Source organism: Pseudomonas cavernicola, assembly GCF_003596405.1.
Taxonomy (GTDB): domain Bacteria; phylum Pseudomonadota; class Gammaproteobacteria; order Pseudomonadales; family Pseudomonadaceae; genus Aquipseudomonas; species Aquipseudomonas cavernicola.
Genome location: NZ_QYUR01000006.1, coordinates 867,174 through 889,045 on the forward strand (window position 1 = coordinate 867,174; position 21,872 = coordinate 889,045).

Genomic DNA, 21,872 nt, shown 5'->3' on the forward strand with positions numbered 1-21,872 from the left:
GCCCGTGGCTAACACTCAACCGCAACTACTGCTGCTCGTCGCGGCGCTGAGCCTGGCGGGCTGCGCCGGCCTGCCAGATCAGCGCTTGGCCAATGAAGCGCTGAAGAACGGTGATGCCGCGACCGCCGAGCAGAACTACCGGCAGCTCGCCGAACTGGGTTACGCCGATGCCCAAGTCGGCCTGGCCGATATCCAGCTCGAGAGCGGTGACCCCGAACTGCTGCGCCAAGCCGAAGCAACTTACCGGCAGGCGGCGGATCACTCACCGCGCGCCGCGGCACGGTTGGGCAAACTGCTGGCGGTGAAACCGAATGCCACTGAAACCGAGCGCCAGGAAGCCGGACAACTGCTCGAGCAGGCCTTCGCCGGCGGCGAACAAGGCGCCTTGCTGCCGCTGGCGATGCTCTACCTGCAATACCCGCAGAGCTTCCCCAAGGTGAATGCGCAGCAACGCATCAGCCAATGGCGTGCAGCCGGTTATCCGCAGGCCGAGCTGGCGCAGCTGCTGCTCTATCGCACCCAGGGCAACTACGACCAGCACCTGGATGACGTGGAGCGCATCTGCAAGCAGGCGCTGAGCACCGCGGATGTCTGCTACGTCGAGCTGGCCACCGTGTACCAAAAACGCGGCCAGAACGAACAGCAAGCGGCGTTGCTGGAACAGCTGCAAAGCGCCTACCAGCACGGTGCGGTACCGGCGCAGCGGGTGGAGAGCGTCGCGCAAGTGCTGGCCGACCAGGAGCTGGGCAAACCGGACGAAAAAACCGCACAGCGCCTGCTCGAACAGATCGCCCCGAGCTACCCCGCTGCCTGGGTCAGCCTGGCTCGCCTGCTTTACGACTATCCGGCCCTGGGTGACGTCGACAAGCTGCTCGAGTACCTCGAGCACGGTCGCGACGCCGCGCAACCGCGCGCGGAACTGCTGTTGGGCAAGCTCTACTACGAAGGCAAGCTGCTCCCGCAGGACCCGCAAAAAGCCGAGCAGCACCTGCTCAAGGCCGCGCCCAGCGAAATCAGCGCCAACTACTACCTCGGCCAACTGTACCGCCGCGGCTACCTCGGCCAGATCGACCCGGAGCAGGCACTGCAGCACCTGCTCGCCGCCGCCCGTGGCGGCCAGAACAGCGCCGACCTTCGCCCTCGCGCGATGTTCTCGCAGGGGCCGTGGGCATTCAGCCCGACAGGTAAAACGCCTACGTCTTCAGCGCTCGCCGTGCTCAAGGCACACCGCAGGCCGCCGGGACTGGCCGCATAACAGGGGGGGATCGATCAGCAATTGCCGGGCCAAAGCTGCACGAAGCACAGGCCAGCGCTTGCTGCGGTGAAGAACAGCAACTGCGCGGCGCGGCCAGCAGGAGCCGCCAACAACTGCAAGCCATGCAAAGCCCAACCGGTCATGGAACCGCTATGAAATTGAATCACTGGATGAGCGCCGGATTCGCGAGCGCGACCTACTGTCGGCCAAACTCGGCTGGGCGGCGCAATGGGGCCCGAGACGAACTTCGGCCTGGACGTGAAAATCACCGCCCAATCCGAAGCCGACCGTGATCTCGGCACCCGTAGCGGTGGCGACGTCAACGGTTCGGTTCCGACTGCGGGGCCCCCTGGGTCTACGGCAAAACGCGGCGACTGGAGCGCCTATGCATGGGCCAGGCGGTGACCGCGACCGGACATCGCAATCGAAAACCGACCCAGAGCACTGACCCCTGCAAAACTTTTGCCGACTCGACAGCGAGTCCAGCAGCAGCCCGCGCGACGCCGCCAGCCCGGACAAGAGCTACCTGGCCTTGCGGGAATTCTGGATCGGCCTTTCCGGCTTCACCGCCCCTACCCCGGCGAAGAAAGTTGCGCCTCGGTCCGCCAAGCGCCTGCGCAACGAAGACGGCATGTGGCCGTGACACCCAATATCGAAGCGCTGAACTGGACTTTCGACAGCCTCCCTAACTGCGTGCAAATCGGCGTGCGAACGCTTCAGCGAATAACCGCACCGACCTCGACGAACTGGCCCCGAAAGAACAAGGACCGCCTGCACGTCTTCGGCGACGTGGCCACGCAATGGACGCCCGCCACTGGGTCGGCCTGAATGCCCACCATAGCCAAATGCCGACGGCAACCTGCCCAGCCCGCGCGAAGCAGTCGACGAAGTTGGACAAGACCAGCACCGGCGAACTCACCTGGTGGCCTGCAAGCGCACAGCGACGCTTACAACTACCGCAACGCGAACCGCGCTCAACTACTTTGGCCAGCGGCCACTGGCTAAGCGGTGACCGCGACGTTCTGAGCACACCATCCGTTGGTTAATGCAGAACTTCGCCAGCGGCTTCACGAAGCAGCGATGTGAATGCCTGGGGCACCGACCTCGGCCTGCGCTGGAACCTCGACGAGAGCTGGAAAGTCGGCGGCGCCTATGCCCGTGGCAGTGGTGGCGGCGATGACGGCGGCGAGAACTTCGAGCAGACCGGCCTGGAAAGCAACCGTTCCAACTACACCGGCACCCGCTCGCGGGTACACCGCTTCGGCGAGGCCTTCCGCGGTGAGCTGAGCAACCTGCAGGCCGCCACCCTATTCGGCTCCTGGCAGCTGCGTGAAGACTACGACGCCAGCCTGGTCTACCACCGCTTCTGGCGGGTCGACGATCAGCAAGCGATCGGCACCAGCGGCATCAACGCGGCGCTGGTCGATGGCGAGAAAGACCTCGGTCAGGAAGTCGACCTGGTCGTCACCAAGTACTTCCAGCAAGGCCTGCTGCCCGCTTCCATGAGCCAGGCGATCGACGAACCTTCGGCGCTGGTGCGCTTACGTGGCGGTGTATTCCTGCCCGGCGATGCCTATGGCAAGCAGGCCGACTCGAAGATGCACCGTGCCCTTATCGACGTGATCTGGCGTTTCTGATGCTCAGGTCGAACCCCGCATGGCGAATGGAGAACTGCTGACATGAACAGTCACCCGCCCTCACTGCGCAGCTTCAGCCTGCCGCTGCTGGCCAGCGCCCTGCTGATCGCCAGCCACTGCACGCTGGCCAGCACGCAAGACCTGGTGGCCAATGCGCACACTGCCGCAAGCCTGCAGGCGCCGGCGACCAAGGAGCTACGCCAGGCGAAGAGTTACACCGTGACCAGCGCACCGATCAAACCGCTGTACCTGCCGAAGCCGACGCTGCCGGATCTGCGCGGCTACACCGCCGAAGCGGTGAATGCCAAGCTCGAGCGCAAGGTCGAAGGCCAGGTGAAAGTGCGGCGCATGCTGCAACAGGACGCACTGAAGGAGTTTCTCGGCGGCAACAATCGCATGGCCGAGTGGGTCAGCCGGCAACGCGGTATGCCGCAGGCGATCTTTATCGAAGGCGGCTACGTCAACCTGCACGACCTGGCCAGGCAGCTGCCGAAACAGTACTTCAGCGAAACCGCGCCGGGGGTCTACCTGGCCCGGCTACCCATTGTGGTGGCGCACGGCGCGACCCTGCATGTCGATAAACAAACCCAGGAATTGCGCCTGTCCCAGGAGCGCGGTGCTTTTATCGTCAACGACGGCAAGCTGTTCATCACCGACAGCAAAGTCACCGGCTGGCGCGAGGCCGACAACGGCCCGGCGACGTTCCGCAAGCCCGACGAGTTCCGCCCGTTCCTGCTGTCCTGGGGCGGCACCGAGACCTATATCGTCAACAGCAAGCTCGCAAGCTTTGGCTACAACACCAGTAAATCCTACGGCGTGAGTATTTCGCAGTACACGCCGAACATGGCCAAGCAGATGCAACGGCCGCAACCGAGCGGTTGGCTGATCAACTCCGAGTTCGTCGACATGTGGTACGGCTTCTACTGCTACGAAGCCCAGGACGTGGTGATCAAGGGCAATACCTACCGCGACAACCTCATCTATGGCATCGACCCGCACGACCGTTCGCAGCGCCTGATCATTGCCGACAACACCGTACATGGGACCAAGAAAAAGCACGGCATCATCATTTCCCGTGAGGTCGACAACAGCTGGATTTTCAACAACCGCGTCTACGACAACAAACTCTCCGGCATCGTGATCGACCGTAACAGCGTGAACAATCTGGTGGCCTACAACGAGGTGTACCAGAACCACTCCGACGGCATCACCCTCTACGAAAGCTCCAACAACCTGATCTGGGGCAACAACGTCATTGGCAACCAACGCCACGGCATTCGCCTGCGCAACAGCGTGAACATCCGCCTGTACGAAAACCTCTCCGCCGGCAATCGCCTGGTCGGGGTCTACGGCCACATCAAAGACCTCAGCGACACCGACCGCGATATCGAACTCGACCCCTTCGACACCAAGGTCTCGATGATCGTGGTCGGCGGCCAGCTGACCGGTAACGGCTCCAGCCCGCTATCGATCGATTCGCCCTTGAGCGTGGAACTGTACCGGGTGGCCTTGCTCGCCCCGCGCAAAACCTCCGGCATCAGCTTCGCCGGGATTCTCGGCGACAAGCAGGACGAAATTCTTGACCTGATGGTGCGCCAGCAAAAAGCGGTGCTGATCGACCCCGTTGAAAGCCAGGCCGAACTTCAGGACTGAGGAGCATGAATTCCATGTACACAAAAAAAACCAAATGGTTGACGCCCTCGGCGCTTACCGCTGCGCTCTTGAGCGCCGCCAGCGGCGTGCACGCCGAAACGCCGTCAACTGCACCGCAGTACCAGGTCAAAGCCGCCAACCAACTGTGCCCGGCCGCCGCCGACAACAGCCTCTACAACACCAAGTACCTGGGCTTCTTCACCCATCTGGTGCAGGCCCAGGGCGATTGGTTGTTTCGTACCAGCTATGACCTGCGCACCGATTTTGGCACCACGCCAGAGGGTTACCAGCGACTCAAGCAACTGCGCGACGCCCTCAAGCGCAAAGGTATCGAGCTGATGGTGGTGTACCAGCCGACCCGCGGCCTGGTGAACCGGGAAAAACTCACTGAGGCCGAGCGCGCTGGATTCGACTACGACCTGGCGAAGCAGAACTACCTGGCGGCCATCGAACAACTGCGCAAAACCGGGATCTGGACCCCGGACTTCAGCCCGCTGTTCGATGAGCAAGAGCAGCACGCCTATTACTTCAAGGGCGACCACCACTGGACCCCTTACGGCGCAGAACGCTCGGCGAAAATCACCGCGGAGATGCTCAAGCAAATCCCCGGCTTCGGCGAGATTCCCAAGCAGGAATACGCCAGCAAACGCGTCGGTCTGCTGGCCAAATTCGGCACCTTCCACAAAGCCGCTGGGCAGCTCTGCGGCAGCAGCTACGCCACCGAATACGTCGACCGTTTCGAAACTGAAGCCGTGGGCGACGGCGCTAGCGGCGGCGATCTGTTCGGCGATGAATCGCAGCCGCAAGTGGCCCTGGTTGGCACCAGTAACAGTGGCCCGGCCTACAATTTCGCCGGCTTTCTCCAGCAATACAGCGGCGCCGAAGTGCTCAACAACGCGGTCAGCGGTGGCGGCTTCGACAGCTCGTTGCTGCAATACCTGAGCAGCAAGGAATTCCACGAGCACCCGCCGAAAATCATCGTCTGGGAGTTCGCCACCCACTACGACATCGCGCAAAAAAGCTTCTACCGCCAAGCCATGCCACTGGTGGACAACGGCTGCGCAGGGCGTAAAGCCGTGCTGCAGAACAGCGTGACGCTGCACCCGGGCGGCAACGAGGTACTGGTCAATGGCAAGAATCAACTACTCGACCTGCGCGGCAGCAACTATCAGGTCGACCTGACCTTCAGCGACCCCTCGGTCAAGCAGATGAGCGCGACCCTCTGGTACCTCAACGGCCGCCGGGAAAACCTCAAACTCGATCAGAGCGATGCCACCGATACCGGCGGCCGCTACGTCTTCCAACTGCGCAACGACCCCGGCTGGGCGGAACTCAATCTGCTCGCCGTGGAAATCCATAGCCCCGAACAGATGCCGGAAAAGCTCAGCGTCCAAGCGACGCTCTGCCAGCGCCCGACAGCCGGAGCTAGCAATCTTACGGCCAAGGCCGAGTGAGGCGCGGACTCGTGATGAACAAGTACCCGATAAACCGGTTTTTCTATCCCGGCCTGCTGAGTGCCCTGCTGTTTGCCGGCAGCGCCAGCGCGAGTGGCCTGGTGCCGCCACCGGGTTATTACGCGCCAGTGGAAAACCCCAAAAAAGGCGCGGCGCAAACCTGCAAGGCAGCCCCCACGCCGTACACGGCGAAGCTGGTGTTTCGCAGCAAATACGAAGGCTCGGACAAGGCCCGCGCCACGCTGAATGCCGAATCCGAGAAAGCCTTTCGCGACGCCACCGCGAGCATCACCGAGCTGGAAAAAGGCGTGAGCAAACAGGTCATGCAGTACATGCGCGACGGCCAGCCGCAGGAGCTGCAATGCACGCTGCAATGGCTGAGCAGCTGGGCCGAGGCCGATGCGTTGCTCTCCACCGACTTCAACCACACCGGCAAGTCGATGCGTAAATGGGCGCTTGGCAGTATGTCCTCGGCCTACCTGCGCTTGAAATTCTCCGAATCACAGCCGTTGGCGCCCTATGCACAGCAGTCACAACTGATCGAAGCCTGGTTCGGCAAGCTGGCCGATCAGGTGGTGAAAGACTGGAGCTACCTGCCACTGCAGCAGATCAACAACCACTCCTACTGGGCCGCCTGGTCAGTGATGGCGACCGCCGTGGCGACCAACCGCCGCGACCTGTTCGACTGGTCGGTGACGCAATTCCGGGTCAGCGCCAATCAGGTCGATGCCGAGGGTTACCTGCCCAATGAACTCAAGCGCCAGAAACGCGCCCTCGCCTATCACAACTACGCCCTGCCGCCGCTGGCGATGATCGCCAGCTTCGCCCAGGCCAACGCCCTGGATCTGCGCGAGGAAAACCGCGAGGCCTTGCGTCGTCTGGCAGAGCGGGTGATGGCCGGGGTCGATGACGCCGATGACTTCGCGGCCAAAGCCGAGAAAACCCAGGACATGACGGACCTGAAGAACGACAGCAAATTCAGCTGGCTCGAACCCTATTGCGCGCTCTACCGCTGCACGCCGGAAACCTTGAAATGGAAGCAGTCGATGCAGCCGTTCAAGACCTTCCGCCTCGGTGGTGACGTGACCCGGGTGTACGACCCTGAGCATGAAAAAGGTAAAGGGTCGTAGCGGGTTCGACATCTGGAGGTGATCGTTCCCACGCTCCAGCGCGGGAATGCAGCCCGTGACGCTCCGCGTCACATGCCGAACTCGACGCAGAGCGTCGAAGGAGGCGTTCTCACGCAGAGCGTGGGAACGATCTGAATTTGGGATGGGGCTGAGATTCCCCCTCTCCCTAACCCTCTCCCCAAGGGGCGAGGGGACTAAGAGCAAAAGCTCGATAGCTGCAGCAACGTAAATCAGCTCCCTCTCCCCGAGGGGGAGAGGGCTGGGGAGAGGGGCCGAACAGCCCACGCAATCACCCTAGGTAACACCGCAATACAACCCACCCGATATCCGGGGGTTTGGGGGGGCTTTGGCCCTTAACTGTTGGTAAAGATGGAGAAAAACGGATGGTTTTTTCATCCAACGTGTTCCTGTTCATGTTCCTGCCGATCTTCCTCGGCTTGTACTACTTGAGCGGGCAACGTTATCGCAACCTGCTGCTGCTGATCGCCAGCTATGTGTTCTATGCCTGGTGGCGGGTGGACTTCCTCGCGCTGTTCGCCGGGGTCACTCTGTGGAACTACTGGATCGGCCTGAAAGTCGGCGCCGCCGGCGTGCGCAGCAAACCGGCACAGCGCTGGCTGTTGCTCGGCGTGGCGGTCGACCTGGGCATCCTCGGCTACTTCAAGTACGCCAACTTCGGCGTCGATAGCCTGAATGCGATCATGGCGTCGTTCGGCCTTGAGCCGTTCATCCTCACCCATGTGCTGCTGCCGATCGGCATCTCCTTCTACATCTTCGAGTCGATCAGCTACATCATCGACGTCTACCGCGGCGACACCCCGGCCACCCGCAACCTGATCGACTTCGCCGCCTTCGTGGCGATCTTCCCGCACCTGATCGCCGGCCCGGTGTTGCGCTTTCGCGACCTCGCCGATCAGTTCAACCACCGCAGCCACAGCCTGGATAAGTTCTCCGAAGGCGCCACGCGCTTCATGCAGGGCTTTATCAAGAAGGTGTTCATCGCCGACACCCTGGCGCCGCTGGCCGATCACTGCTTCGCCCTCAGCAACCCGAGCACCGGCGACGCCTGGCTCGGTGCGCTGGCGTACACCGCGCAGCTGTACTTCGACTTCTCCGGCTACAGCGACATGGCCATCGGCCTGGGCCTGATGATGGGTTTTCGCTTTATGGAGAACTTCAAGCAGCCCTATATCAGCCAGTCGATCACCGAGTTCTGGCGCCGTTGGCACATCAGCCTCTCGACCTGGCTGCGCGACTACCTGTACATCACCCTCGGCGGCAACCGTGGCGGCACCTTCGCCACCTACCGCAACCTGTTCCTGACCATGCTGCTCGGCGGCCTGTGGCACGGCGCCAACTTCACCTACATCATCTGGGGCGCCTGGCACGGCATGTGGCTGGCGATCGAGCGGGCGCTGGGCATCGACGCCGCGCCACGCCGCTTCAACCCGATCAAATGGGTCTTCACCTTCCTGCTGGTGGTGCTCGGCTGGGTGATCTTCCGCGCCGAGAACCTGCACGTGGCCGGACGGATGTTCCAGGCGATGTTCAGCCTCAATGACTGGCAGCTCTCCGAGTTGAACCGCGCCAGCCTGACCCAACTGCAAGTCGCCACCATGATCGTGGCTTACCTCACGCTGGCCTTCTTCGGCCTGCGCGACTTCTATCGCCAGCCGCTGGATCAGGGCGCGCCAAAGGCCGCAGCGGACAGCTCCGCCAGCGACCAGCCAAGCCTGAATACCGGCGCAACACTCGTCGCAGCAAAGCTGAACCCGAGCCCGTCCGGGGCGCTGCTGCAATCGGCCAGTGCCATCGACTGGCCACGTTATTTGATGCGCAGCTTGGTGCTGCTGCTGTTCTGCGCCTCGATTCTGAAGCTCTCGGCGCAGAGCTATTCGCCCTTCCTGTACTTCCAGTTCTGAGCGAGGACGACCATGACCCGATCTCTGCGCATCCTTTACATCGCCCTGTTCCTCGGCCTGCTGCTGGGCCTGGGCGCCTGGTCCACGAGCAGCTTCCTGGGCTTCAACGTGCCGCCCAATACCACGCGGCTGAACGGCCACTGGGCCAAGGCCGTGGAAAGCCGTTATGACGAGCAATTCCCGATTAAACGGTTGGGCACCAACCTCTGGGCCGCACTGGACTTCACCCTGTTCGGGGAGGGCCGTCCAGGGGTGGTACTCGGGCGTGACAACTGGCTGTTCAGCGACGAAGAGTTCAAGCCCGTCGCCGACAGCGAGCAGCACATGCAGGAAAACTGGCAACTGATCCAGGGCGTGCGTGACCGCTTGGCCCGGCAGAACGTTCAGTTGGTGCTGGCGATCATTCCGGCCAAGGCACGCCTGTATCCCGAGTTCATCGGCGAGACGCCGCCGGCGGTGCTGCATCGGGGCCTGTATGACCAGTTCCACAGCGGCGCCAAGCGCGCCGGCATCTTCGCTCCCGACCTGCTCGGCGCGCTGACGCGTGAGAAGCGTGCCGGCCAAGTGTTCCTGCGCACCGACACGCACTGGACTCCGCGCGGCGCCGAAGTCGTGGCGCAGAGCCTGGGCCAGGCCATCCTGCGCCACACACCGCTCAGCGGTGAGCCGCAAGCCTTCACCACCGAAACCACGCAAACCGAGCCGTACAGCGGCGACCTGACGCACTTTCTGCCGCTCGATCCGCTGTTCGCCGAACTGCTGCCGCCGCCCGACCAGCTGCAACTGCGCAACACCGAGGCGCGCCAGGCCGACCAGGCCGCCACCGGCGATGCCCTGTTCAGCGAACAGCAGGTGCCGGTGGCCCTGGTGGGCACCAGCTACAGCGCCAACCAGCGCTGGAATTTCCTCGGCGCGCTGCGCCAGGCCCTCAATAGCGAAGTCGTGAACTACGCCGAGGATGGTCACGGGCCAATTCTGCCGATGCTCAAGTACCTGCAAACCGACGAATTCAACGACTCGCCGCCGCAGCTGGTGATCTGGGAATTCCCCGAGCGCTATCTGCCGATGCCGGCCGACCTGAGCGAGTTCGATCCGAGCTGGATCACGCAGCTCAAAGCGTCCGGCGCTGCAGATGAACGTCTGGCCAGCACGGCCACTGAATCCGATACACCTACCCAGGCAATGCCCTAATCCCACATGGAGTACATAACGATGAAGCAATCCATCACCCATGCCATCGGCAAAAGCCGGATCAGCAAAACCTGCGCCTTCCTCGCTGTCGGCCTGCTTGCCTTGCAAGCCCAGGCCGACGAAGCCGCGCTCTACGGACCCAGCGCGCCCAAGGGCTCAGCCTTCGTGCGGATCTATAACGCCGGCAATCAGGAAGTCAGCGCCAACGTCGGCAATACCCAGCTCAGTGATGTCGGCCCACTCGGCAGCAGCGACTTCAGCTTCCTGCCCAACGGCGACTACAGCGCCCAGGTCGGCGCGCAAACCCTGCCGGTCAAGCTCGGCGCCGACCGCTACTACACCCTGGTCAACCTGCCGGGCGGCCAACCCAAGCTGGTGGAAGAGCCGCCGTTCAAGAACAAACAGAAAGCCCTGCTACGGGTGCAGAACCTCAGTGACAGCGAGCTGACCCTGAAGACTGCCGATGGCAAGACCCCAGTGGTGGAAAACGTTGCCCCGCAAGGCCGCGGTGAGCGCGAGATCAACCCGGTCAAGGTCAACCTGGCGCTATTCAGCGGCACTAAAAAAGTCAGCGACCTCAAGCCCGTCGCCCTGGCTCGCGGCGAGGCCGTCTGCCTCTACGTCACCGGCTCGGCCGGCAAGCTGTCGCCGGTCTGGGTCAAGCGCCCAACTGCGACTCAGTGACACCACGGCGAGCATTCAAAGCTGCGTGGGAGCGACAGGCAACTGCTCCCGGCAGCGCTTGCAGGAATAACCAATGCCCTGCCAAACACTAGAAACACAGCGAAAAACCTAACGAACTACTCAGGAGAAACAGCATGATTCCCGTCATTTTGTCAGGTGGTAGCGGCTCACGACTCTGGCCACTTTCGCGTAAGCAGTTCCCCAAACAGTTCCTCGCCCTCACCGGCGAACACACCTTGTTCCAACAAACCCTTGAACGCTTGACGTTCGAGGGCATGCAACCGCCGATGATCGTCTGCAACAAGGATCACCGTTTTATCGTTCAGGAACAGTTGAGCGCCCGCAAGATCAAAACCCAGGCCATCCTGCTCGAACCCTTTGGTCGCAACACCGCGCCCGCCGTCGCCATCGCCGCGATGAAGCTGCTCAATGAGGGCCGCGACGAACTGCTGCTGGTGCTCCCGGCGGACCATGTGATCGAAGACCAAAAAGCCTTCCAACGCGCCCTGGCACTGGCCACCATCGCCGCGGAAAGTGGCGAAATGGTGCTGTTCGGCGTACCCGCTAGCAAACCGGAAACCGGCTACGGCTACATCAAGTCCAGCCCCGACGCGCTGCTGCCGGAAGGGGTGAGCCGCGTCGCCCAGTTCGTCGAGAAGCCGAATGAGCAACGCGCCGCCGAGTTCGTCAAATCCGGCAACTACTTCTGGAACAGCGGCATGTTCCTGTTCCGCGCCAGCCGTTTCCTCGATGAGCTGAAAAAGCACGATGCGGACATTTACGACACCTGCCTGCTGGCACTGGAACGTAGCAAGCACGAGGGCGACAACATCGAAATCGACGCAGCCACCTTCGAGTGCTGCCCGGATAACTCGATCGACTACGCCGTCATGGAGAAAACCCAACGCGCTTGCGTGGTTCCGCTCGCGGCGGGCTGGAGCGATGTCGGTTGCTGGTCGTCGCTCTGGGACGTGCATGAGAAAGACAGCGACGGCAACGTGACCAAAGGTGATGTGGTGGTGCGCGACAGCCACAACTGCCTGGTACACGGCAACGGCAAGCTGGTCTCGGTGATCGGCCTGGAGAACATCGTGGTCGTAGAAACCAAAGACGCCATGATGATCGCCCACAAAGACCGCGTGCAGGAGGTCAAACAGCTGGTCAACACCCTCAACGAACAAGGCCGCAGCGAAACCCAGAACCATTGCGAGGTATATCGCCCCTGGGGTTCCTATGACTCGGTGGACATGGGCGGACGCTTCCAGGTCAAACACATCTCGGTCAAACCCGGCGCGCAGCTCTCGCTGCAAATGCACCACCATCGCGCCGAGCACTGGATCGTGGTCTCCGGCACCGCACAAGTCACCTGTGACGAGAACACCTTCCTGCTCACCGAAAACCAATCCACCTACATCCCCATCGCCTCGGTGCACCGCCTGGCCAACCCCGGCAAAATCCCGTTGGAAATCATCGAAGTGCAATCCGGCAGCTACCTCGGTGAAGACGACATCGAACGTTTCGAAGACGTCTACGGCCGCACCGAAGCCCACGAAGCTCCACTCAAAACCGCTACCCGCTAAATAGGCTCGACTGCCCTCTCCCCAGCCCTTTGGGGAGAGTGGCATGCCGGCAGCCCTAACCTCCCCTATCGGTTACCCCGATCCCATGTTGTAGGATGGAGTCTCCCCTCACGGCGAGGCCCACACATGCCCTACCGCAGCACTCCAACAGGAGCCGAGCCATGCTGATCGGCGCCCTGCTCGTCCTCACCTGGCTGATTCTGCTGGTCCGCTACCCGGCTAAAGCCCTGCCGGTATCCCTCGCCGCCTTGTTCGGCTTGGCCCTGGTCGCCGTCTGGGTGTTCTGGCTGGATCAACGCGAAGAACGCCAACTGGCCCACCTTGAGCTGCGCCTGAACTACGCGCCCGGCGAATGCCCGGCCGACCGACCGCTAGCCCTCAACTTGAAGAATGGCAGCGACAAGCCGTTGCTGGAATTGCGCTGGAAAGTCAGCGCTTATGCCCCGGGAGACAGCGTAAATCTGGTGCAAAGCTTCTACGATTCCCCCCGCTACCGCGGCCCCGGCGAACTGCTCCCCGGCGAAAGCTGGCAGGATTGCCTACCACTCCCACCCCTGCGCCCCGGCTACCGCGCGGCGACTGTGGAGTTCCGTGCCGAGCGCCTGCAAGGTAGCTTTGCCGATTAACCCCCTCGCTCTCCGGGAGACGACTGCAAGGACGCAGGAGTTAGGGCGACGCAGGACGCCAAAGCCGAGGGCCGGGGTGAGGGAAACACCGAAATCACCTTAACTCGCTACCCGTAGCCACCAACCCCACCCAAAGGACCACCGCATGACCCAGCCCACCGCCCTCATCACCGGTTGCTCAAGCGGCATCGGCCGCGCCCTGGCGGAGACCTTCAAAGGCGCCGGCTACCAAGTCTGGGCTACCGCCCGCAAAGCCGACGACCTCGCGGCCCTCAGCGCCGCTGGCTTTATCGCGGTACAACTGGACGTCAACGACTCCGCCGCCGCCGAACAGCTCGCCAACCGTCTGAACCATGAAACCGGCGGCCTCGACGTGCTGATCAACAACGCCGGTTTCGGCGCCATGGGCCCATTGCTGGATGGCGGCGTCGACGCTCTGCGCCGGCAGTTTGAAACCAACGTCTTCGCCATCATCGGCGTGACCCGCGCGCTGTTCCCACTGCTGCGCCGCAGCAAAGGGCTGGTGGTGAATATCGGCAGCGTCTCGGGCGTATTGGTTACGCCGTTTGCCGGCGCCTACTGCGCCTCGAAAGCCGCCGTGCATGCACTGTCCGACGCCCTGCGCCTGGAACTCGCGCCCTTCGGCATCGGCCTAATGGAAGTACAACCCGGTGCCATCGCCTCCAGCTTTGGCGCCAACGCCAGCCGTGAAGCCGAACAGGTTATTGCCGAAGGCTCACCCTGGTGGCCGATTCGCGAAGGCATCCGCGCCCGCGCCAAAGCCTCGCAAGACCACCCCACCCCCGCCACCGATTTCGCCCGCGACCTGCTCGCCGCCGTCCAAAGCGCCTCCCCGCCACGCCTGCTGCGCCTGGGTAATGGCAGCCGCGCCCTGCCTTTGCTGGCGTGCTTGATGCCTAAGGCGCTGCTGGAGAAGGTGCTGAAAAAACGTTTTGGCCTGAATCGAGCGCTTTGACTCGGCCAAGGCCGCTAGACTGCCAGAAAGGTTGGCAAGCTCTTAGTTATGGGACGTTAAATGAGTGACCCAGTAAAACCCAAGGTGTACTACAACAGTGCCTGCCCCGTGTGCAGAGCCGGCATCAACTCACAAAGAAGCCGCATGGAGTCGTGTGGCATCACCGACATCGAGTGGGTGGATGTGCATAACAACCCGGAGGCGGTTAAAGAAGTCGGCGCTTCTTTAGAGGAAGTTCGCGAGCGCCTCTACCTCAAGGACGAAGCTGGGAATATCAATATAGGCACCGAAGCCTTTGCCGAGCTCTGGGCAAAAACCCCGAAGCAGCGTTGGCTGGGCTTCATGGTTCGCCTGCCGATCATTCGCCCCACCGTAGCCTTTGCCTATAACGTCTTCGCCAGGCTGCTCTATCGCTGGAATCGTAAGCTTAAGCATTGGTAGATTTGGTACCGGACTCAGGGCATCCGCTGTTAGCGAGCGACCGCCACCACCGGCAGCGGTTTGGGCTTACGGAACACCAGCACATTCCCCAACATCACCAATACCAGCCCTACCAGGGCGGGTATGGTCCACTGGTAGTCCTCGACAAAGGCCGAGATATTCAGCGCGACAACCGGAAACAGCACGGTGCAGTAGGCCGCGCGCTCTGGGCCCATGCGACCGACCAAGGTCAGGTACGCGGTAAAGCCGATGACGGAACCGGGAATTGCCAGATAGAGCAGCGAGCCGACATAGCGGCTGCTGTCATCAAAGGTGAACGGCGTACCGCTGAGCAGGCAATAACCCGTGAGCATAAGCGCGCCATACAGCATGCCCCAGGCGTTGGAGGTCAACGGTTTGAGGCCCGCCTTCTGCTGCAGGCTGGAGAGCATGTTGCCGGCAGAGAAACACAGCGTGCCAAACAGCGCCAAGCCCAGGCCGATCAGGGTTTCCTGGCTGGCTTGATGGTCGGCCAGTTCGGGCCAGAACAGCAGCGCCAAGCCCGCCAAGCCCAGGGCGCCGCCCGCCAGCACATTGGCGGCAACCTTATGGGCAAAGAAAATCCGCGCATTCAGCGCATTCCACAGCGTCGCGGTAGAGAACACCACGGCGATCAGCCCGCTGGGAATCCACTGGCTGGCGGTGTAGAAGCACATGAAATTGATGCAGAACAGGCACAGTCCCTGCGCCAAGCACAGTAATTGCGCGCGGCCATCGAGCTTCTGCAAGCGACGGCTGAGTAGCAAGACGGCGAACAGCACCGCAGCCGCCAGGCCAAATCTATAAGCAATCGACAGAGGGATGGCGACCGCGCCCATCTGCAGCTTGATGGCGATCCAGGTGGTGCCCCAGATCAGGACGGTGAGCAGATACAGCGTGATGTTCATTCGCAACTCCTACGACAATGCCGAGGAGTCTGGGCCGTGCAAGCGATGACTCGCTTGCACAAACTTGCGCTTATTTGTCGCGCCGGGCTGGCAGCGGCGCTCGCGCGCGTTAGCATGTGCCAACTAAAGCCGGCGCAGGTTCAGGCCATGTCGCAACTCGCACAAATCCAGGTATTCCAATCGCTGAGCAACTCGCCGCATGCCCGCCTCGAGCATTGCGCCGAACTCGGCGACGGCCTGATCGCGGCGCTCTGGAGCAACCACCACGACGCCCGCGAATACCAGGGGCCAAGCCACCACACCCTGTCCTGCTACCTGGCTGGCGGCACCGGCACCTTTCGCCGCGACAGCCCGAGTAGCAAGGGCGCGCCGGACAAACTATGCGTGCTGCCCGCCGGCCATGAGTCGGCCTGGGTGATCAATGGCGAAATCCGCCTCGCCCACCTCTACATCAGCCCCGAGCGCTTCGCCCTTGGCGCCCTCAGCCTGCTTGACCGCGAGCCGCGTGAGTTGCAGCTGCGCGAGAGCACCTTCCTCGACGACCCGCAACAGGCCATGCGCTTTCGCCAGTTGACCTCTCTGAACTGGGATGAGCCCGGCGAGCGCCTGCTGACCAGCAGCCTGGCCCACGAAATGCTCAGCCACGTCCTGCTTAACCAGGTCGGCCTGCGCGAGGGCCTGCGTCTGAAGGGCGGTTTGGCACCGCGCCTGCGCCGACAATTGATCGACTATATCGAAGCGCACCTGGCTGACCCCATCAGCCTGGGCGAACTGGCGAGTTTCGCCGCGCTTTCCGAATACCACTTCGCGCGCATGTTCCGCGAAAGCTTCGGCGTTCCGCCACATCGCTACCTGCTGGCCCGGCGCCTGGCGCGTGCGCAACGGCTGCTCAAAGACAGCGCCCTGCCCCTCGGTGAAATCGCCCTGGCCTGCGGCTTTGCCAGCGCCAGCCACTTCAGCAATCGCTTTCGCGCGGCCTTGGGCGCAACACCCGGCAACTACCGCGCGGCCCTTGGCAGCTAGGAAGCGCTGGACCTTTCGTCACCCCGTGCAAACCAAGGCTAATGTAGGGTGGATCAACCGCACAGCGGTTAATCCACCACAACCGGACAGTATCGCCGTGAACGGTGGAAGCCCCTTTGGGGATTCCACCCTACGATCCAGGGAGAGGATTGAGGAGAGCAACCTAGTTCTGCGTGTGAGCCTGTGGGCCAAAATTACGCCGGAACCAGTCATCCAGCATGGCCTTCTCATAGCGCAGGCGATCACTGCTGAAATAACGATTACCACGCTGCAGGTAGGACTGATCGATCACCACCGCCTCGCGATTGGCAATCACCTTGCCGCCCTGTTCGAGGGCATAGTGCAGTTTGATTCGCGGCCAGGTGACTTCGCGCATGAAGCGCACATCGCTGTAATCGATCCGCCAAGGTTCGTAACGCCCCGCCAGGTCGATATCCAGCACTTGTACTTGCAGACGCTGGTCTGCTTGCAAGTAGCGCTGGCCAAGTTTCTCGATAAAGGACTGCAACTCTTTCAGCACCGACTCATCGGCGCCGCGACCGTAGGCCCGGGAGAACCGCGCGTCGCTGTAGTCTTCCGGGTGGCTGAAGCTGACCTCGGTACTCGAAGCCTGTGCTGCCGGGGCAACCGCGAGCAGCAGGGCACCGAGGGTCAGGAGACTCAACAGGCGCATCGCACACCTCCTGACGGTGATTATTTGTACTCACCGCCAGAATCAGTTTACGCCCACCGCCACGACTGAAAAGCTGCTTCTAGCCGCCAGCCTCAGCAGCCCGCCAGGGCCATCCATGCCCGGGAGCAAGCTTAATCGGCCTCTGGCTCGCCGTCACTCGCCTGGCCGGATTGGCTGCGCTTTTGCCCGGATTTTTCCGCCGACACCGAGGGGAATTGCGACGAGGCATAGCGCACCACCAGAATCGCCAAGGCCAAGAGCAGAATTGCCCCGGACACGTACACCACGCCCATGTCCGGGCTGTGATGGTGCGACACATCGGAAATCAGCAGCCGCGTCAGTGCGGTGATCGCCACATAAATCAGGAAGCGCACCGGCATATGGTTGGTCTTGAAGTAGATCCCGACCATAGCGCCGAGCTCCAGGTAGATGAACAGCAACAGGATGTCATCGACCGTGATATGGCCCTTCTCCACCATCCCCAAAAACGCCACCACCGCCGCCCACGCCGTAATACCACCGATGGCGAACAACGCCAGGTAGTGGAAGCTCTCGACCAGCAGATTGCCTAGCGATTCCGCCAGATCATGCACGCTATGCCGCAGGTTTTCTGCCCAGTTAATTTTCAAGAATCCGCTTCCTTGAGTGGTTTGAGGCCAGAGGGTGCAGCCTCAAGGTGACGATTGAGCTATGCAGAAAGAAGGCCAGCTAGAGCGGGTGAGAAGGTTTATCCAGGGAAAAAGACACGGTCTGGCGTGCGCAGAAGAACACACGGCCGGACGTCACCCGCCAGCCGCGAGAAAAACCGGGCAGCGCCGTAAGCGCCAGCGCCACCCTGCGCCCGGCTTATTCGCTGATCGATCCGCGTTGGGCGGTTGGCATGAGCTGGAGAAATTGTTCCGTGCTCATATGGACCAGACTTTCATGATCGCCCGACTCGAAATACACATCCTTGATGCCCACCAGGGACTGATCGATCAGGGTTTCCATCTCGAAGGCGCTGCCCACCGGCGGAATCGCGCCGTACTCGCAGTCGCTGAAACGGGAGTTGAACTCGTTCTCCCGGGCCAGCCGCCAGTGGCGTTTGGTGAGTTTGTGCACCTTGCTGAGATCGACCTGCCGAGTCGACGGCACCACCGCCATCAGCCAGTGCCCCTGGAAGTCATCGAGGATCACCGACTTGGCCATCAGATTTGGCGGTACGCCAGCGCGCCGTGCCGCTTCGCGGGTGGTCATGGAAGGATCGTGCTGCAGCATGTCGTAGCGGGAATGGTTCTGTGACAAGTAACTTTGCAAACGGGTGGCCATGGTCATGATGCACCTCCTGCCGTTGGCCTGCGAATCGACGCCGGCCTCATCGTCTTGCTGAAACCGCGCGGGCCGGTGCGGGTAGCTCCGGCGCATGTCGCAACAGATGTGTTGCGCGTTGTCAGGGGGTACTCCCTGCCCCGTCTCGAGCAGTAAGTGAGGCTCCACTGCTCGCACTGAAAGTCTAGTGCATGGGTTTGCGGCCGCTGCACCGCAGGGCGGACGGATTGCCTCCGGCCTCCAACGTGCAGATCAGATGAGGCCGAGGTCGATGGCCTTGAGCACGGCACGGGTGCGGTCGCGCACACCGAGTTTGGCCAGCACGTTGGAGACGTGATTCTTCACCGTGCCTTCGGCGAGGTTGAGGGCGTTGGCGATTTCCTTGTTGGAGTAGCCGCCGGAGAGCAGGCGCAAAATCTCCGTCTCGCGCTCACTCAAGGGCTCCGTCAGGGCATCGCTGCCACGACCGGCCAGGGCATTCTCCAAGCGCTGGGTAAGCACCGGCTGGACCAAGGTGCCGCCGCCGTGCACGACCTCGATCGCTTCCACCAGCCGAGCCAGGGACACATCCTTGAGCAGATAGCCACGCGCGCCGGCCAGCAGGCCCTGGAGCACCAGCTCGTGGTCGTCGAAGGTAGTGAGGATAATGGTCGGCGGCAGCTCGCTCCGCTGTGCCAGCGCGCGGATCACCTCCAGCCCGGAGAGACCTGGCATACGGATATCCATCAACACCACTTCCGGCTGCGCCGTCGGAATCTCGGCGATGGCCGCCGCACCATCGGCGGCCTCGCCCACCACCAACACCTTGTCGGATAAGCCCAGCAAGGTCTTGATGCCTTCGCGCACCAAGTTCTGATCATCGACCAGGAATACCCGGATCATGCGCCGCGCTCCGGCAGTTCCAGCCGCACGGCGAAACCGTCGCCGGGGGCGCTGTCGACGCTGAAGCGTCCACCGAGGGCCTGGACCCGTTCCTTGAGCCCACGCAGGCCGTTGCCGGCCTGCAGCAGAGCAGTGCCCCGGCCGTTATCGCGGGCTTCCAGATACAGGCACTCGCCCTCCTGGTACAGACGGATCAGCAGTTCGCTGGCGTCGGCGTGGCGCAGGGTATTGGTGATCGCTTCCTGCGCGGCACGCAGCAGGGTTTCGGCGCGGGCAGCGTCATCGACGCGAAAGTCCACCGACATCTCCAGACGTACCGCCAGGTTCGGCACCCCGGCGAGCAGCTCGGCCAGGGCGGCGCGTAGATCGAGGGCGCTGCTCTCGCGCAGCTCGCTGACCGCCGCACGCACATCGGCGAGCAGCAACTTGGCGACCTGCTGCGCCTTCTCCACCTGGATCTTGCCGGTGCCTTCGCAGAGATGACTGGCGATTTGCAGTTGGATGGACAGCGCGGTCAGGTGATGACCCAGGGTGTCGTGCAGGTCGCGGGCGATGCTCAGGCGCTCGCTCTGGCGCGCGGTATCGGAAAGCAGGTGCTGGGTGGCGCGCAGTTCGCCGTTCAGCCGCGTCAGTTCCTCACGCCCGCGTTGCTCACGCCGCGCCTGATCGGCGGTGAACACCGCGAACAACATCAAGCTGGTGTACAGCAGCGACTTGAATAGCGGATTGGGCTCCTGCCAGACCAGCGCGGACAGCCCCAGCAGCCCGAGCAGAAAGCCAACCACGGCGACGAGGCAGACCCGCAGGCTGAAAAAGGCAGGCAGTTGGGACACGGTGACGATAAAGAGTACGGAGATCACCGGGTTGCCCACCTGCAGCATCAGGCTCAGGGCCACTACCGCCTGCACGGCAAGGGCCGCCAGGCAACGCGAGCGGTGCTGTCGGGCGCTCTGCCGGTTGGTGGCAAGCAGAAAAGCCCCGAGGTACAGCGCCAGCAACGCCAGCGTCAGCCACCGCCCACTGCCACCCTCGGCGCCGAGGTTCCAGGCCAGCCAGCCGCTCAAGGCCCAGGCCAGCACTCCAGCGGCCTGAAGCAAGCGATCGGTAGTGAAGTGTTTGGCGGTTGAGGTTGGCATGCGGCCAGTATGGCACGCACCCGGACAGCCGCCCCATAGGCCGGAAGTCATGCCACAGGTCATGACTTCCGGCACTGGGTTGGCGTGGCCGCCGTGCCTACTCTGGCATCACCCCGACCCGGAGTACTCGCCATGAACCTGTTCTATCAATGCCTGTTGATCCTCCACATCCTCGCCGGTAGCTGCGGCCTACTGGTGTTCTGGCTGCCTGTCGCCTACCGCAAAGGCGGCCTCGATCACAAACGCTACGGCCGAGTTTTCGCCCGGGCCATGTATGCCGTGGGCGGCAGCGGCTTGGCAATGGCCTGCCTACTGCTGCTCGATCCGCAAGGTTTTGGCCTCGCCGACCAGGCGATTGCGCCGGAGCAACTGGCGCAGCGGCTGCTGGATGTCCGCCTGCGTGGTTATTTCCTGGGGCTGCTGGCTGTGCTGCTGATCGCCTATGTGCGCCATGGCGTGCTGGTGCTGAGCGCGCGCGAGGACCGCGCGAGCCTGCGCGTGCCCCTCCACGTAGCACTGAATGCGCTGGTCATGCTCATGTCGTTGATCGCGGCATTCCTCGGTTATCGCTTCCAGCATCTGCTGCTGATGATTTTCTCTGCCGTGGGCTTCCTCAGCTGCCTGGGTAACCTGCGTTATAGCTTCAAGGCCACGATCAGCCGCATGGAATGGTTGGTCGAACACCTGCGCAACCTGATCGCCACCGGTATCGCCGCGCATACCGCGTTCCTGGTGTTCGGCGTCAGCGGCTTGCTCAGCGACCTGGTGCCGACAAGTTTGTACTTCCTGCCCTGGATCGTGCCGACCCTGATCGGCACACCGGCTATCGTGATGCTCTCGTACCACTACCGGCGCAAGTTCGAGCCCCGGAGCACAGGCAAGATCGTCGAAGCGAAGGGGCTATAGGACTGGTATGGCCAAGCGATGGCCACCCGGTGCACTATTCAGGCTCGCTTGACTGCTTTATACTGTATAAATAAACAGTAAATTGAATGACCAATTAGCGTGAAGGCATATGGGGTGATGAATGGCCGTCGAAGTGGTGTACCGCAGCAGCCGAGATTTGGAGCGTTTGTTCATGGATAAAGCCGAAGCTGACCGTCATGACAAAATGCTCGAACTGGCCGAGCTAGTGACGCAAGTGTTGCAAAAAGCCGTACCGTCACTGACCGAGCAACAAGGTGAAGAAATCGGGATTTATATGGCCAAGAACCGCGAGGTATTTGCCAAGGCCTTCAAGAGCCAGCCGGACGCCTTGAACGAGCTGATCAACCCTGCTGAAGAACCTACCGACTGACATCCGCCGTTCTACCGCTGCCTGACCTGCGTCAGATGCCTGCCTAAGGAAAGCCCCTCGGCTCACGCGCGAGGGGCT

21 protein-coding genes and 1 pseudogene are annotated in these 21,872 nt (G+C 62.3%); 15 read left to right on the forward strand and 7 right to left on the reverse strand.

From position 1 onward, the window contains the following. Positions 1-4 precede the first annotated feature (4 nt). Complete coding sequence (locus D3879_RS20200) at positions 5-1,255, forward strand: alginate biosynthesis protein AlgK (RefSeq protein WP_338014899.1); 1,251 nt, start codon at positions 5-7, stop codon at positions 1,253-1,255. 14 nt (positions 1,256-1,269) lie between these two features. Here D3879_RS20200 and D3879_RS27545 read toward each other — a convergent pair whose 3' ends face one another. Beyond that, positions 1,270-1,398, reverse strand: coding sequence for a hypothetical protein (locus D3879_RS27545; protein ID WP_274381397.1), 129 nt, complete (start codon positions 1,396-1,398; stop codon positions 1,270-1,272). A 9-nt stretch (positions 1,399-1,407) separates the two neighbouring features. Here D3879_RS27545 and D3879_RS20205 point away from each other — a divergent pair. From D3879_RS20205 to D3879_RS20260, 11 genes and pseudogenes are all read left to right on the forward strand, one after another. Beyond that, positions 1,408-2,892, forward strand: a pseudogene (locus D3879_RS20205) (alginate export family protein). 42 nt (positions 2,893-2,934) lie between these two features. Next, positions 2,935-4,545, forward strand: coding sequence for a mannuronan 5-epimerase AlgG (gene algG, locus D3879_RS20210; protein ID WP_119956021.1), 1,611 nt, complete (start codon positions 2,935-2,937; stop codon positions 4,543-4,545). Between the two features lie 14 nt (positions 4,546-4,559). Then, on the forward strand, positions 4,560-5,999 hold the full coding sequence (locus D3879_RS20215; RefSeq protein WP_119956022.1) for an alginate O-acetyltransferase: 1,440 nt from the start codon (positions 4,560-4,562) through the stop codon (positions 5,997-5,999). Positions 6,000-6,013: 14 nt separating this feature from the next. Further along, positions 6,014-7,129: a mannuronate-specific alginate lyase gene (locus D3879_RS20220; RefSeq protein ID WP_119956023.1), complete on the forward strand. Its 1,116-nt coding sequence runs from the start codon at positions 6,014-6,016 to the stop codon at positions 7,127-7,129. Between the two features lie 383 nt (positions 7,130-7,512). Further along, positions 7,513-9,051, forward strand: coding sequence for an MBOAT family O-acyltransferase (locus D3879_RS20230; protein WP_119956025.1), 1,539 nt, complete (start codon positions 7,513-7,515; stop codon positions 9,049-9,051). Positions 9,052-9,063: 12 nt separating this feature from the next. Continuing rightward, positions 9,064-10,242 carry an alginate O-acetyltransferase gene (locus tag D3879_RS20235; RefSeq protein ID WP_119956026.1) on the forward strand — a complete coding sequence of 393 codons (1,179 nt, stop codon included), beginning with the start codon at positions 9,064-9,066 and terminating at the stop codon, positions 10,240-10,242. A 21-nt stretch (positions 10,243-10,263) separates the two neighbouring features. Next, complete coding sequence (locus D3879_RS20240) at positions 10,264-10,926, forward strand: alginate O-acetyltransferase AlgF (protein WP_119956027.1); 663 nt, start codon at positions 10,264-10,266, stop codon at positions 10,924-10,926. 134 nt (positions 10,927-11,060) lie between these two features. After that, positions 11,061-12,506, forward strand: a complete 1,446-nt coding sequence (locus D3879_RS20245) for a mannose-1-phosphate guanylyltransferase/mannose-6-phosphate isomerase (protein ID WP_119956028.1) — start codon at positions 11,061-11,063, stop codon at positions 12,504-12,506. A gap of 161 nt (positions 12,507-12,667) precedes the next feature. Continuing rightward, on the forward strand, positions 12,668-13,132 hold the full coding sequence (locus tag D3879_RS20250) for a multidrug transporter (protein WP_119956029.1): 465 nt from the start codon (positions 12,668-12,670) through the stop codon (positions 13,130-13,132). A 145-nt stretch (positions 13,133-13,277) separates the two neighbouring features. Further along, positions 13,278-14,108, forward strand: a complete 831-nt coding sequence (locus D3879_RS20255) for an SDR family oxidoreductase (protein ID WP_119956030.1) — start codon at positions 13,278-13,280, stop codon at positions 14,106-14,108. Positions 14,109-14,168: 60 nt separating this feature from the next. Continuing rightward, the gene (locus D3879_RS20260) at positions 14,169-14,549 is read left to right on the forward strand and encodes a thiol-disulfide oxidoreductase DCC family protein (RefSeq protein ID WP_119956031.1); all 381 of its coding nucleotides are present in this window, start codon (positions 14,169-14,171) and stop codon (positions 14,547-14,549) included. Between the two features lie 29 nt (positions 14,550-14,578). Here D3879_RS20260 and D3879_RS20265 read toward each other — a convergent pair whose 3' ends face one another. Beyond that, positions 14,579-15,475, reverse strand: coding sequence for a DMT family transporter (locus tag D3879_RS20265; protein ID WP_119956032.1), 897 nt, complete (start codon positions 15,473-15,475; stop codon positions 14,579-14,581). A 147-nt stretch (positions 15,476-15,622) separates the two neighbouring features. On the opposite strand from D3879_RS20265, the gene D3879_RS20270 reads away from it, so the two are divergent. After that, positions 15,623-16,498, forward strand: a complete 876-nt coding sequence (locus D3879_RS20270) for a helix-turn-helix domain-containing protein (protein WP_119956368.1) — start codon at positions 15,623-15,625, stop codon at positions 16,496-16,498. A 163-nt stretch (positions 16,499-16,661) separates the two neighbouring features. On the opposite strand, the gene D3879_RS20275 is transcribed toward D3879_RS20270, so the two are convergent. The 5 genes from D3879_RS20275 to D3879_RS20295 all read right to left on the reverse strand — a co-directional run bounded on the left by D3879_RS20275 (position 16,662) and on the right by D3879_RS20295 (position 20,497). Next, the gene (locus D3879_RS20275) at positions 16,662-17,171 is read right to left on the reverse strand and encodes a DUF3016 domain-containing protein (RefSeq protein WP_119956033.1); all 510 of its coding nucleotides are present in this window, start codon (positions 17,169-17,171) and stop codon (positions 16,662-16,664) included. Positions 17,172-17,302: 131 nt separating this feature from the next. Further along, the gene (locus D3879_RS20280) at positions 17,303-17,800 is read right to left on the reverse strand and encodes a phosphate-starvation-inducible protein PsiE (protein WP_119956034.1); all 498 of its coding nucleotides are present in this window, start codon (positions 17,798-17,800) and stop codon (positions 17,303-17,305) included. 217 nt (positions 17,801-18,017) lie between these two features. Then, positions 18,018-18,485, reverse strand: a complete 468-nt coding sequence (locus D3879_RS20285; protein WP_119956035.1) for an aminoacyl-tRNA deacylase — start codon at positions 18,483-18,485, stop codon at positions 18,018-18,020. A gap of 246 nt (positions 18,486-18,731) precedes the next feature. Next, positions 18,732-19,361, reverse strand: coding sequence for a response regulator (locus tag D3879_RS20290; protein WP_119956036.1), 630 nt, complete (start codon positions 19,359-19,361; stop codon positions 18,732-18,734). Next, positions 19,358-20,497 carry a sensor histidine kinase gene (locus tag D3879_RS20295; RefSeq protein WP_158592103.1) on the reverse strand — a complete coding sequence of 380 codons (1,140 nt, stop codon included), beginning with the start codon at positions 20,495-20,497 and terminating at the stop codon, positions 19,358-19,360. Before D3879_RS20295 ends, D3879_RS20290 begins: the two co-directional genes overlap by 4 nt. A 132-nt stretch (positions 20,498-20,629) precedes the next feature. On the opposite strand from D3879_RS20295, the gene D3879_RS20300 reads away from it, so the two are divergent. Both D3879_RS20300 and D3879_RS20305 read left to right on the forward strand, forming a co-directional pair. Then, positions 20,630-21,403 carry a hypothetical protein gene (locus D3879_RS20300; protein ID WP_119956038.1) on the forward strand — a complete coding sequence of 258 codons (774 nt, stop codon included), beginning with the start codon at positions 20,630-20,632 and terminating at the stop codon, positions 21,401-21,403. Positions 21,404-21,524: 121 nt separating this feature from the next. Beyond that, positions 21,525-21,794 (forward strand): YebG family protein, encoded by a 270-nt coding sequence (locus D3879_RS20305; RefSeq protein WP_119956039.1) that lies wholly within the window; start codon positions 21,525-21,527, stop codon positions 21,792-21,794. Positions 21,795-21,872: the final 78 nt, after the last annotated feature.